Annotated in this window: 13 protein-coding genes; 2 read left to right on the top strand and 11 right to left on the bottom strand. The window is 70.3% G+C overall.

Going from position 1 to position 12,576, the window contains the following annotated elements:
• Positions 1 to 32 precede the first annotated feature (32 nt).
• The 7 genes from ACZ7L0_RS40430 to ACZ7L0_RS40460 form a co-directional block, all read right to left on the bottom strand.
• Entirely contained in the window at positions 33 to 2,063 is a 2,031-nt protein-coding gene (locus ACZ7L0_RS40430) for a HelD family protein (protein WP_471247580.1), read from the bottom strand.
• A gap of 51 nt (positions 2,064 to 2,114) precedes the next feature.
• Positions 2,115 to 2,738, bottom strand: coding sequence for a TetR/AcrR family transcriptional regulator (locus ACZ7L0_RS40435; RefSeq protein WP_471247581.1), 624 nt, complete (start codon positions 2,736 to 2,738; stop codon positions 2,115 to 2,117).
• Positions 2,731 to 3,816 (bottom strand): phosphotransferase family protein, encoded by a 1,086-nt coding sequence (locus ACZ7L0_RS40440; protein ID WP_471247582.1) that lies wholly within the window; start codon positions 3,814 to 3,816, stop codon positions 2,731 to 2,733. Before ACZ7L0_RS40440 ends, ACZ7L0_RS40435 begins: the two co-directional genes overlap by 8 nt.
• 20 nt (positions 3,817 to 3,836) lie before the next feature.
• Positions 3,837 to 4,946 (bottom strand): phosphotransferase family protein, encoded by a 1,110-nt coding sequence (locus ACZ7L0_RS40445; protein WP_471247583.1) that lies wholly within the window; start codon positions 4,944 to 4,946, stop codon positions 3,837 to 3,839.
• Between the two features lie 60 nt (positions 4,947 to 5,006).
• A complete protein-coding gene (locus ACZ7L0_RS40450) occupies positions 5,007 to 5,837 on the bottom strand; it encodes a winged helix-turn-helix domain-containing protein (RefSeq protein WP_471247584.1) in 831 nt (276 codons plus the stop codon).
• Between the two features lie 159 nt (positions 5,838 to 5,996).
• A complete protein-coding gene (locus ACZ7L0_RS40455) occupies positions 5,997 to 6,782 on the bottom strand; it encodes an HAD family hydrolase (protein WP_471247585.1) in 786 nt (261 codons plus the stop codon).
• Positions 6,731 to 7,609, bottom strand: coding sequence for a winged helix-turn-helix domain-containing protein (locus ACZ7L0_RS40460; protein ID WP_471247586.1), 879 nt, complete (start codon positions 7,607 to 7,609; stop codon positions 6,731 to 6,733). The genes ACZ7L0_RS40455 and ACZ7L0_RS40460 overlap by 52 nt, the downstream gene beginning before the upstream one ends.
• Positions 7,610 to 7,853: 244 nt before the next feature.
• On the opposite strand from ACZ7L0_RS40460, the gene ACZ7L0_RS40465 reads away from it, so the two are divergent.
• Positions 7,854 to 8,036: a hypothetical protein gene (locus ACZ7L0_RS40465; protein ID WP_471247587.1), complete on the top strand. Its 183-nt coding sequence runs from the start codon at positions 7,854 to 7,856 to the stop codon at positions 8,034 to 8,036.
• A gap of 68 nt (positions 8,037 to 8,104) precedes the next feature.
• Here ACZ7L0_RS40465 and ACZ7L0_RS40470 read toward each other — a convergent pair whose 3' ends face one another.
• Positions 8,105 to 8,848, bottom strand: coding sequence for an HAD family hydrolase (locus ACZ7L0_RS40470; protein ID WP_471247588.1), 744 nt, complete (start codon positions 8,846 to 8,848; stop codon positions 8,105 to 8,107).
• Positions 8,848 to 9,699, bottom strand: coding sequence for a winged helix-turn-helix domain-containing protein (locus ACZ7L0_RS40475; RefSeq protein WP_471247589.1), 852 nt, complete (start codon positions 9,697 to 9,699; stop codon positions 8,848 to 8,850). Before ACZ7L0_RS40475 ends, ACZ7L0_RS40470 begins: the two co-directional genes overlap by 1 nt.
• Before the next feature lie 131 nt (positions 9,700 to 9,830).
• Here ACZ7L0_RS40475 and ACZ7L0_RS40480 point away from each other — a divergent pair, with 131 nt between their 5' ends.
• Positions 9,831 to 10,022, top strand: coding sequence for a hypothetical protein (locus tag ACZ7L0_RS40480; protein ID WP_471247590.1), 192 nt, complete (start codon positions 9,831 to 9,833; stop codon positions 10,020 to 10,022).
• Positions 10,023 to 10,038: 16 nt separating this feature from the next.
• On the opposite strand, the gene ACZ7L0_RS40485 is transcribed toward ACZ7L0_RS40480, so the two are convergent.
• Positions 10,039 to 10,947, bottom strand: coding sequence for a winged helix-turn-helix domain-containing protein (locus ACZ7L0_RS40485; RefSeq protein WP_471247591.1), 909 nt, complete (start codon positions 10,945 to 10,947; stop codon positions 10,039 to 10,041).
• Between the two features lie 283 nt (positions 10,948 to 11,230).
• Positions 11,231 to 12,469, bottom strand: coding sequence for a GNAT family N-acetyltransferase (locus ACZ7L0_RS40490; protein WP_471247592.1), 1,239 nt, complete (start codon positions 12,467 to 12,469; stop codon positions 11,231 to 11,233).
• Positions 12,470 to 12,576 lie beyond the last annotated feature (107 nt).

The following is a 12,576-nucleotide window of genomic DNA, read 5'->3' on the forward strand; positions in this document are numbered from 1 at the left end:
GATCGGCCTTTCCGCGCCTTTGTGCCACAGGGTCAGAACGGCAGTGGGCGGCCGTGCACCACGTCCAGCCGGGACACCGCCCGGGTGAGCACCACGTACAGCCGGTGCAGTCCGCGTTCCTCGGCCTCCGCGACGGCGGCCGGTTCGACGGCGACGACGTGGTCGTACTCCAGGCCCTTGACGACGGTCGCGGGCACCAGCGTGACGCGGGCGCCGAGTTCGTCCGGGCCCGCCGTCTCGATCCCGGCCGCCGCGAGGGCGTCGCGCACCCGGTCCAGGTCGGCGTCCGCCGTGACGACCCCGACGGAGCCCTCCCGGGTGAGCGCGTCCCGTACGGCCGCCACGGTCGCCGCGAGCACGTCGTCGGCCCGCCGGATCCGCAGTTCCCCCTCCGTCCGCAGGGAGCGGGCCGGCGGGACGGCGACGTCCAGGCGGGCCAGCAGCCGGTTGGCGAGTTCGAGGACCGCGGCGGGCACCCGGAACCCGGTGGTCAGCGGCACCACGGCCGCGTCCGGCTTGCCCAGGTGCCGCAGCAGTACGGTCCAGTCGCGCGCCGCCCACGCAGTGGTCCCCTGGGCCAGGTCGCCGAGCACGGTCAGCGAGCCGAAGGCGGCCCGGCGGGCGATGGCCCGGCACTCCATCGGGGAGAGGTCCTGCGCCTCGTCGACCACGATGTGGCCGTACCCGTCGGGGTGCTCGATCAGCCCGGCGACCTCGTCGAGGAGGACCAGGTCGGCGGCCGACCAGCGGGCGGACCTGTACGAGCGCGGCGGCCGGGCCCACAGCAGCGCCTCCTGCTCGTCGGCGTCGAGGAGGCCCGCGGCGGCCCGCGCCAGCGCCGCCGGGTGGGTGAGGAGTTCGGCGAGGACCTCCTCCGGCCGCGCCTTCGGCCAGACGGCGTCGACGTACGCGCTCAGCGCCCGCGCCCGCTCGATCTTCCGCGCCCAGGCATGCGGGCGGGGCCCGGCCCGCCGCTCGGCCTGTGCCTGGAGGCAGCGCACCACCCGGGTCCGCACCCGCTCGCGTCCGACGGCGTACGGCGGCTGCTCGGCCCGCACCCCTTCGACGATCTCCACCAGTTCGTCGGCCGGTACCCGCCACCGGTACGACCCGTCCGCCACGGCCAGCGACTCGACCCCATCGGCCGACACGCGCGCGTACAGCGCCCGGCGCAGCACCTCCGCCATCCGGGCGTCGTGCTTGACGACGGCGGCCCGCTGGTTGTCGGTGCCGGTGACCGGGTGCAGCGCGATCTCGTCGTGGAGGGTGGACTGCCGCACGCCGGTCTCGCCGAGGGAGGGCAGCACCTCGGAGATGTAGGAGAGGAAGGTGCGGTTGGGGCCGAGGATCAGCAGTCCGGCGCGCTGGACGCGCTGCGGGTGGGTGTAGAGCAGGTAGGCGGCGCGGTGCAGGCCGACGGCGGTCTTGCCGGTGCCGGGGGCGCCCTGCACGCAGACCGACTCGGTGAGGCCGGCGCGGACCAGGTCGTCCTGCTCGGGCTGGATGGTGGCGGCGATGTCCCGCATGGGGCCGACGCGGGGCCGCTCGATCTCGCGGGCGACGAGCTGACCGCCGCCCGTCTCGCCCCGGCCCAGGTGCTCGTCCTCCAGCCCGGTCAGGTCGGCGCGGTCGCCGCGGCTGCCGGGGGACCAGCCGAAGCGGCGCCGGACCGCCACTCCCTGCGGATCGAGGGCGCTCGCCTGGTAGAAGGCGCGGGCGACCGGGGCGCGCCAGTCGACGACGAGGGGCGGGGCGGCCGGGTCCTCGGTGATCCGCAGGCGGCCGATGTGGTAGTTCTGCCCGGCGTGCTCGGGGTCGGCGTGGCCGAAGTCCAGCCGCCCGAAGAACAGCGGCCCTTCGGGGAGTTCGCGCAGGGCCTTGGCCTGGCTGCGCAGCCGGTGGCCGAGGACTTCGGCGTCGGCACCGGAGGCGGAGACGTCCTCGCCGGTGACGACCTGTTCGTCGGCGCCTGCGGCCATGCGCGCGAGGGCGGCGCGGCAGGTGTCGTGGAAGGAGCGTTCGCTGCGGAGGGAGTCCTGGAGGGCGAGCTCGGTCGACGTCATGGGGGCCAGCCTACCCAGATAACGTAACCGAGTTACATTTTTTACCGAGTCTCAATCGTTCCGTGGGACCGCCACGAGCCACGGCAGCCCCGCCCCCAGCCACCCGAACGCCCGCTCCGCCGCCGCCACCGCGTCCACCCGTACGTCGGCGACCCGCTCCCCCGCCGCGATCCGCCGCCAGTTCTCCTGCGCGAGGATCCGCCGCACGGCGACGATCTGCCCGGCGGCGAGCCGCGCGTCCAGGTCACCGCCGAGCGCCCGGGCGAGCGCGGCCTCGGACCTCTCCAGGTACTCGTGCAGCCGCGCCACCAGCGCCGGGGTCCCGTACAGCAGCGCGTGGAAGGCGAGCACGCCCGGGTCGTCGTTCAGCCCGGTGATCGGATCGCACCGGTCGAGCCCGTCCAGGAAGTGCCGGCGCAGCGCCTCAAGCGGCGAGTCCGCCCCGGCGACCACCCGCGCGGCCTCCTCCTCGTGGTCGGCGATCCGGTGCAGGACGAGGTCCTCCTTGGCCGGGAAGTACCTGAACAGCGTCGGCTTGGAGATCTCCGCCGCGGCGGCCACCTCCGCGACGGACACGGCGTCGAAGCCCTTCTCCAGGAACAGCCGGACGGCGACGTCCGAGACGTCCCTGTACATCCGGCGCTTCTTGCGCTCGCGCAGGCCCATCTCAACCATGGGGCGAGCCTACGACGCCGGCGTCGTGGCGGTGCCAGCGCGTGAGCGCGGCCGTTATACGGCCCGTGCTCGGAACAGGGTCGAGGCCGAGAGGCACGGCGGCGGCGGAGAGTATGCCCTCCAGCCTGCGGGCCGCCCGCGGAAGGGCCGCCCAGCGGAACTCCGTTCCGTCGCACAGCGACAGGGACACACGGATGACGTCGGTGAAGACCGACTGCGCCCTTTTGAAGTCGAGGAGGAGCGGCAGATCATGCTCCCATCCGTATGAGCTGCGGGGGCGGATTTCCTCCACGACCCGGGACCACTCCCCGGCGATACGGTGCTGCTGGCTCATCGGATAGCGCATGAGGTGCAGATGGGTGGCCAGGTCGTACAGCGGATCCCCCAGCATCGCCAGTTCCCAGTCGATCACCCATAAACATCCGTCGTGGTCGATGATCAGGTTCTCGCGGTGCAGGTCCGCGTGGAGGAGACAGAAGGGGCGTTCCCCGAGGCCCGCGACGTGCTTCCGCAGGTAACGGAAGGATTCGTCGCCGACCCCCAGCTCAGCGAACAGACTTCCGAACCGCGTGAGGTTCCAGTAGTAGACCCGTTCCTCGGCGAAAGCGATCAGCCGTTCCAGGAAGCCGTCGCTGTCGCCGTCGGACGGGCGGTCGTCGAACCCGCACCGTCGTTCCACGGTGAGCGTGTCCGGGGTGATCCGCGTCATCTGCCTGAACAGGTCCACGATCTGGCGGGCGACCGCGTCGGGTATGCGGCGGCTTTCCCCGTACAGCTCACCGAGGGTCTGGCCCTCGATGAACCGCTGGAGGCCGATCCCCGCGAGCTGGAGGACCTCGGGGACCCCGTTGACGCGCCCCTGCAGCTCGCTGAGCAGTCGTTCTTCCGAGTTGAAGCACCTCCGGTCGTACCAGAGGATTTCCGCCCGCGGCTCCCGGCACTTGACGCGCGGGCCGTCCGGCAGAGGGAACACATACGTTTCGTGGTGATAACCCTGGAGCGGCCCGACGACACTGCCCGGATCGCCGCTCAGCTCATCCGCCCAGGTACGCGCCTCCGACGCTCTGAGAGCGACCACGTGCCGGACTCCCCCCTCACTCACAGACGGCAGCTCACGTCGGCCGCTTTCCACTCACACAAGGCGTCGACGACCGCCTGTTCGTCGAGTACTTCGTCCACGAGCCCCAGCGGCTCACGCGCCCGCTGGAGAGCACGGCGGACGCGCTCGGCCGCGAGGCGCAGGTCGCGTTCGCCGGGGTGGTCCGGAAGAAGCAGCGCGGCCCGCATCACATCCGGGAACACCGACTGGGCGTACTCGAAACCGAGGTAGACGGGCAGATCGACCTCCATGCCCGCGGACAACGCCTCATGACCCGCACGGCGCATGGCGTCTGTCCACATACGGACCATCAGCTCCTGCTCCGTCTTGTCGTAGCCCATCCGCACCACATGCGTCGCCAGGTCATGCAAAGGGTCACCGAACAGCGCGAGTTCCCAGTCGATCACCGACAGGCGCTCGCCGTCCGGCGTCGGCACCACCACCACATTGGCGCGATGGACGTCCGTATGGAGCAGCACGAACGGACGCGACGTGAGGGTGGGCACCGAGCTCATGAAGCGGTCGATGGCGTCCGCCGGAATGCCGACCGCCTCGAAGAGCGCTCCGAAACGCGGCTGATTGGCCTGGTGCACCCTCTCTTTCGCGAACCGCGCGATCCACTCCAGGAAACCACGGCTGTCGGCGTCGCACGGCCAGTCCGCGGGAAGCGGCGGCAGTTCGTCCGCCGTGACATCGGCGAGGGACGCGAAGAATTCGGCCAGCACCATGATCCGTTCGCTGCCGACGGGCCCTTCGGGAACGGCGTCGGACAAGGCCCGTCCGTCGATGTACTCGTGCAGTGACCATTCTCCGAAGTCGGCCAGACAGCGGGGAATGCCACTCAGACGGCTTTCCAGCGCGCGCAGCACCCGCGCCTCGCTGGGCCAGATACGGGGTACCACCTCGACGGTGGGAAAGGGTGTGCGGAACTTGGCGAGAATCCGCCCGGACGGCCTCCCGAGGAGGAACGCCAGCGGTTGCCGCAGGGCCGCGATGCGGTTGATGTTGTGATGGCCGGAAACCACCTCCCCATCGGGGCTGCGGCGCCGCGCCTCCGCGAAGACGCGCACGAGAGACAGGTGCGCCCTGCGGGGCAGATGGTGCGACATGCGCGGAGGATAGTGGGCCAGGTGCCCGTTCTCACGTCATCTCACTATGTGGGCGGTCCTTCAGAGGTCGGTGTCGACCTCGCTCAAACGCTCCCAATACGAGTCGAAACTGGCGCGCATCGTCGCAAAGATCCGGCCGTCATGCGACTCGCTGTCCGCCGGCTCCCTGCGGTAGTGGGTGAGCACCGAGCCGAGACCGAGCACGTCCAACGCCTCGACAGAGGTTCCGTCGTCCAGGGGGATCGTGCGCTCGAACACCTCGTACAGACCGAACAGCAGGTCGTCCTCGTTGATCACGTACAGCTTGTGCTGCGGGGTCATCGCCACCCGGCGGATCTCCGCCTGGGCGTCCACCCCCCGTTCCCGCAGGTGCCCCATCAGGCTCGTGATCTCGATGGCGTACCGCCGGGCCATGGCCCGCCAGCGCTGCCAGACCCGGTCGTCCTCAGGGTCCTTGGCGGCGGGATAGGCCAGCTTCACCCGCTCCGAGGGCAGGAGCATGCGCAGCCGCACCCGCGCCGGAGCGACCTCGCCGGCGGCCACCCGCTCGGCCTGGACCTTCAGGTGGTTCCACAGCGTCTCGGAGGTCAGCGCGAAGGTGTCGAGGACGACCTCGGGCTGCTCGAAGGCGTGGTGGAGCAACGGGCCCAGCGAGGTGATCTCCCGCCGCTCGTGGCGCCGGTCCCTCGGCTCCACCTGCGGCACCTTCAGTACGCGCATACCGCTGCCCTGCCGGGACTCGATCCATCCCTCGTCCGTCAGCTTGCGCAGGACCCGCTGAATGGTGTCCCGGCTGACCCCGAACTCCTGGGCCAGCAGCCGCTGGGTCGGCAGTGGCTGGCCGGCACGGTAGGTCCCGTTCGCCAGCTGCTCCCGAAGCGTGGACTCCACCAACGTGGACGCCCTTGCTCCGCTCTCCGCATGTCCTGAGGTAGCCACAGGTCGAACCTAACGCCCTCTCACCCGGAGCGCACTACTTTCGGCCGCGCAATCCATCCTATTGGACTGATGGTTGAAGGTGAATCTTGATCGAGATCCGTCAACTCGGCGTCAATCGTCCCGAAGGGCCCGCAGCAGTGGTTCGAGCGAGTCCACGACCGTCTCGGCCCCGGCCTCCCGCAACCCCTCCAGCCTCTCCTCGCTGGTCGCGTAGCCGATGAAGGGCACACCCGTGAGCGAGGCGGCGGTGAAGTCGGTGGGAGCGTCGCCGATCATCACCGCGGTGGCGGGCTCCGCCCCCATCGCCGTCAGGGCGCGTTCGAGGCAGTAGGGGTCCGGCTTGAGCCGGCGGAGGTCCCGGGTCCGACCGTAGACGTGCGGGGCGAAGCAGGCCAGCAGACCGCGGCTGTCCAGATACGCCCGCACGGCCCGGGCGGAGTTGTTGCTGGTGACGGCCAGTCGCGAGCCGACGGCCGTCCAGGTGCGGATCAGCGGGTCCGCGTACGCGGTCGGCATCGCCGTGGCGGCGGCGAGGAGTTCCTCTCTGGTGAGACGTTCCTCCAGTTCCGCCACCAGGTCGCTGCCGGGGCACAGGCGGTCCACGGCACGCAGCAGCTCGTGCGGGTCGGGCGAGTCCTGCGCGGCATCCGTCAGCAGTTCGCGCAGGCCCCGCTCCCCGAGCCACTGCCTCAGCTCCCCGGCCACCCGTTGTGCCGAATGACCGGCGAAGAGACCGCAGATCGGTCCGTCGAAGTCCCAGAGCACGACCCGCGCGCCCCTGACCAGCTCGCGCAGAGCGGCTCTCTGTTCCGTCACCGGGTGAGTCTGTGCCGTATCAGAAGTCACTAGGAGAGTGTCAGGTTCGTGGTGATGGTTTCCCAGAGGGCGTCGAACCACTTCTGCGATTCCTCCACGAACGCCGCGTCCCGCTCGCCGGCTCTCTTCTCGAAGGAGAAGAGCAGAGACCTGGAGCCGAGGGCGTCGTACATGTCGAGCGTCTGGCTGTCCCACTCCTCCTCGCGCCGGGTCAGCATGTAGTACCCGAGCAGCACCTCCTCGCCGTTGAGCAGGTACATCTTGATGGGAGGGGTGAAGGGCAGGGCGCGGAAGGCCACCCGCACGTCGATGCCGTGCGTGGACCGCAGGGCCTTCAGGTTGTGCTGGAGGACCTGGCCCTGGGCGTTGCGCATCGCGAGCCAGCGCCGATGGACGGAGTCGTCGCCGCTCGGCCCCTCGACGGGCACCGGAAAGGCGAGCGTGATGTCCCGGGAGGGCACGAGAATCCGGACGTCGATCGCGTCAGGGCGGATACGGCCCTCGTGGATCAGGCGAAGTGGCTCGCCGAGGGCCACCATCAGCGTCTCGGCCGTATGACAGACGACGTCGATCCGGACGTGCGGGACCGCGAGCGCCTCCGTCAGCCTGGGTGACAGCCCCACCATCGTCGGCTGGGGCCCGCTCCGGGGCGCGACCAGTTCGGCGATGCGCGGCGGACTGCCCTTGCTCACATCGCTCAGCAGCCCGGACTCGTGCAGCAGTCGCAACGCCTGGCGCACGGCGCCGCGTTCCACGCCGAACTCCTCGGCCAGCTCCGCCTGCGTGGGCAGACGGTCACCCACCCTCAGGTCGCCGACACGGATCCGTTCCCGCAGGGCGTCGGCGATCTCCCGGGGCGAGAACCTCTTGCTGCGGTCCACTGCCACGTACTCCTTGGTCACGACCAAACGCTACAACTTTGATCCATCTACGGGGAGTTGTCGCAGGGTTGTTTATTGAGACCAACCAAGCCTCGGCAACTTGGTGAGAGTTGGGCGCCAAGGTGGTCGCCAACCCTATTCCAGTCAAATCGTCGGTCCAACTCCCCTGCTGGTTAAGCGATCACGGGATAAGGGCACAAACATGATGGGCCAGATCAGCCCAATTGGACGACAAGTTGATCGCATCGCGTATGCGACGACAGGGGGAGTCATGATCGTCACCCAACTGGTGTCCGCTGCCCTCACCATGGGCTTCGACCACGTGATCCAGACGCGCTACGGAGGAGTCGGCGTCCTTTCCCTCCTCCTCATCGGTGTCGGGATCAAGGGTCAGAACGCGACCTGCTCCTCCATCGGCGCCGTACTGCTCGTGCTGCTGATGACCCAGGCCTGAGGTGCATGGCCGGCGCCTCTCTCACCAGCAGTCCAATCGCTCATGAAGAAGTGGATTTGACTGGTCCGTCACCGACGGACGATGCGCAGCACGGTCTCCAGCGTGCGGACGACGTGCCCGGCGCCGGCCGCCCGCAGGAGCTTGTCCTTGCGGTCGTTGCGCGCGTAGCCGAGGAAGGGAACGCCGATCTCTGACGCGGCCTGCCAGTCCGTGGGTGAGTCGCCGATCATCAGGGCGTCCTGGGGTGCCGCCCCCGTCGCGTGCAGGGCGCGGGTGAGGCAGTCCGGGTCGGGCTTCAGACGGCGCACGTCCCGGGTGCGGCCGTAGATGTGGGAGGAGAAGCAGCCGAGCAGGCCGCGGCCTTCCAGATAGGCGCGGACCGCCCGCGGGGAGTTGTTCGTCGTGACGGCCGGCCGGACTCCGACGGCGGACCAGGTGCGGATCAGGGGATCGGCGTACGCGGTGGGCATCGCGGACGCGACGGCCTGCGACTCCTCCTGGGTGAGACGTTCCTCCAGTTCCGCCACCAGGTCGGAGCCGGGGTAGCGGCGGTCCACGGCGCGCAACAGGACCTGCGGGTCCAGCGATTCCCGCTCCGCCTCGGTCAGCACCCCGCGCAACCCGTGGCCCTCCAGCCACTCCACCAGCCCGTCGGCCACCCGGTCCGCTCGGTGCCCCGCGAACAGGCGGCAGACGGGGCCGTCGAAATCCCACAGCACCACCCGGGCCCGGGTGACCACATGCCGGAGCGCTTCCGTCGTGTCCTCGGTCCCCATGGCCATCGGTTCGTTCCCCATCGCATCAGAAGTCATCAGGAAAGTGTCAGGTCCGTGGTGATGGTTTCCCAGAGGGCGTCGAACCACTTCCGCGACTGCTGCACGAACGCCTCGTCCCGCCGGCCCCGCCGCTCCCCGAAGGAGAAGAGCAGGGACTGCGAGCCGAGGGCGTCGTACATCTCCACCGTGCCGCTGTCGGTGGCCTCCTCGCGGCGGGTCACCGTGTAGTAGCCGATCAGCGCCTCCGTGTCGTTGAGGAGGTAGAGCTTCACCGGCGGGGTGAAGGGGAGCGCGCGGAAGGTGACGCGGACGTCGATGCCGTGCGTGCCGCGCAGGGCGTGCAGGTTGTGCCTGAGGACCTGGCCCTGGGCGTTGCGCTGGGCCAGCCAGCGCCCGTGGACCGGGTCGTCGTCGCCGCGCCCGTCGACGGAGACCGGGAAGGCGAGGTTGATGTCCCGGGACGGCAGCAGGATGCGCACGTCGATGCGCTCGGGGCGGACGCTGCCCTCGTGGATCATGCGGACCGGTTCGCTCAGGGCCAGCATGAGGGACTCGGCGGTCAGGCAGGCCGCGTCGATGCGCACGTGCCGCGCGAAGAAGGCCTCGGCCAGGCGAGGAGCCAGACCGGCCATTGTCGGCTGGGGCCTGCCGTCGGCGGGGGCCGGTTCGGCGATGCGCGGAGGGCTGCCCTTGCTCACGTGGGTGAGCAGGCCGTCCTCCTGGAGTGCCCGCAGGGCCTGGCGTACCGTGCCGCGCTCGACGCCGAACTCCTCGGCGAGCTCCGCCTGGGTGGGCAGGCGCTCCCCGGCCCTGAGGTCTCCGGCCCTGATCCGTCCCCGGAGGCTGTCGGCGATCTCCTGGGCCGTGAGCCTTCTGCTGCCGTTCACTGCCACGCGCTCCTGGGTCCAGGTTGTTTATGGATGGGTACCAAGTGGGGACAACTTAAGCAGAGTTGGTTGCCAACTTGGTCTAGTTGGCGGAAGTTTTGCTTCCCGGCAACCTGAAGGGGGAACCTATCGTGCCTGCCCTCGCCCTCCTCGCCGCCGTCTTCGTCGTCGGCTTCGAACGGCTCGTCGAGTGGAAGTACGGCGCCACCGGAATCGTCGGCGTACTGCTGCTCACCGTGGGCCTCAAGGCCAAGAGCCCGGCCGTCAGCTCGGCCGGGGCCGTCCTGCTCGCCGTCCTGCTCGCGGGGCCCGCGCCCCTCTGACCCGCCCGGGGCGTGCCTACGAGGTGAGCAGCAGCTCCGAACTGATCGTCTCCCACAGGGCGTCGAACCACAGGCGCGACTGCTCCACGAAGGCCGCGTCCCGCAGTCCGGCGCCCTGCTCGAAAGCGAACAGCATCGACCGGGTGCCCTCGGCGTCGTACATCTCCAGGTGTTCGTGCCCGATCTCCCGCTCGCGCCGCGCCAGCGTGTAGTACGCGAACAGCGCCTCCGTGCCGTTGAGCAGGTAGAGCTTGACCGGCGGGGTGAACGGCAGCGCGCGGAAGGAGACGTGCACGTCGATGCCGTGGGTCGCGCGCAGCGCCAGCAGGTTGTGCTGGAGGACCTGGCCCTGGGCGTTGCGCTGGGCCAGCCAGCGCCGGTGCAGCAGGCCGGCGGCGGAGGCGTCCACGGGGGCCGGGAAGGCGAGGTCGATGTCGCGGCTCGGCAGCAGGACGCGGACGTCGATCTTGGCCGGTTTCATACGCCCTGCGTGGATCTGGCGCAGCGGCTCGCCGATCGCGAGGGTGAGCGAGACGGAGGTCAGGCACAGGGCGTCGATCTCGACGTGCGGGGCCGCGAAGGCGGCGGCCGTGCGCGGGGCGAGGCCCACCATGGTGGGTTCGGGCGGGGCGGGCGGTCCGGCCGGGCCCTGGCCCAGGTCCGGGGCCACGGTGGCGGGGCTGCCCTTGGAGACGTTGATGAGCAGATGCTCCGACTGCAGGATGCGCAGCGCCTGGCGCACGGCTCCGCGCTCGACACCGAACTCGTCCGCCAGTTCGGCCTGGGTGGGCATGCGCTGGCCCGGCCGCAGCGCGCCGGACCTGATCCGGGCGCGCAGTTCGTCGGCCACCTCGCGATGTGACTTCTGTGGCCGTGGTGACCTCTTCCGTCCATTGGCGGAGGCGTGTTCCGGGTCCACGGTCAAACAGTACAACTTCCCGCCATCTTGCGGCAGTTCAGTGAAAGGTGGTTATGAGACGCTTCCAAGCGGAGATAAGCACAGTGGAGTTGGCAGCCAACTCAAGGAACATGGTCAAGGTTCCTGTTGGTTGGCCGACCGGGTTCCCTTCCGGAGGGGAGCCGGGAGCCCGGACCGGAGCACAGCCACAACTGAACACCGACAACTCAATACGGATGGATGCGCACAGCCACAACTCAACAGTCAAAGCTACGGATGCATCAGCACTGTCCTCGGCAGGAGGGAGCCCTCAGAACATGTCCGGGCACCACGGGCGCCTGGACGTACGCAGCAGGGCGTCGGCCACTCGGGCGGCGCCCGCTCGGTCTTCCTGGGCCCGGCCGAGCGCCACGAGCCGTGCCACCGACTCGTCGCCCAGCCATACGGCGGCCAGGTCACCGGCCTCCAGGGTGAGTTCGGCGCTCGCGGTGGCCGCCGGCGTGCAGGACGCGCCCTCGGGCGACGCCTCCAGCCGGAACCGGCCGCCGGCCGGCCCCTGCCGGTCGGCGATCTCCAGCACCAGCGAGCCCTCCCCGTCGTAGGTCCGCGCCTCCAGGGCCCGTACGACGTCCAGGATCCGCACCCACAGCCAGTCGGCCTGCGTGGTGATCCTGGCGGCCCGCGGGTCGGGGAGGAAGCAGGGCAGCAGATCGTCGGGGGAACGCCAGCCGCTCTTGACCTTCGTCACCCAGTCGATCGAGCAGAGGTAGTGCCACAGGGCGCGCTCGGCGGCCGGCGTCGAGGCGATCAGCCAGTTCACCTCAGCCGTGTCGTGCGGCTGCTTGCCCCGCCAGTTGTCGTCGCACTCGTACGACACCAGGCCCTCGACCTCACCGGACGGCGCTCGGTAGACGGCGTAGAAGGGCTCGGTCCACTCGCCGCCGAGGCGTAGGACGCCGGTGTTCACCTGCCACCACAGCTCGTCGCGGCTGACCGCGCCGGGCTGGCCACGGCGGAGGCGGTCGTGCAGGTCGGGGCCGAGCTTGCGTACGTCGTCGGCGTCGACCAGGTCGATCCGGCCGCCGTCCCCCGGGACCGGGCGGCGAGGGTCGAGGCCGGCGCGCGGGACGTCGACGGTCCACTCGGTCATCCAGGTGGCGGGGCCGAAACCGTAGCGGCCGTAGATCGGGTACTCGGCGGCGATCAGGGTGGCGACGACGTCTCCACGCTCCTTCGCCGCGGCCAGGTTCTGGCTCATCATGCGGGTGAGCAGGCCGCGGCGGCGGTGGGTGGCGGTGACCGTGACATTGGATATCGCGTCGGCGGGGACCGCCGCGCCGCCCACCGCGGTGAGCTCCTGGGCGAAGGAGCGGAAGGTCGCCACGCACCTGGAGCCGTCGAAGGCGCCCAGGAGACGGCCGGGGACGAACTGCCGGCGGCGGGCCTCCAGCTGCTCCGCGCCGACGGTCGGCTCGCGGAGGAAGCCGGTGTTCATGGCGCGCAGCCAGTCGGTGAGCTCGGACTCCCGGACGGGGCGTACGTCGGTCATGTGCGCCACGGTAGGGGGCGGGCGGTTGAAAGTCGCGGGTATTTCACCCCGCCCACCACCGCCCCGCTTGACCAGGAGCCGGCCGGCCCTCCCCCTGCGGGGAGGAC

The organism is Streptomyces sp. NPDC039424 (assembly GCF_055639495.1).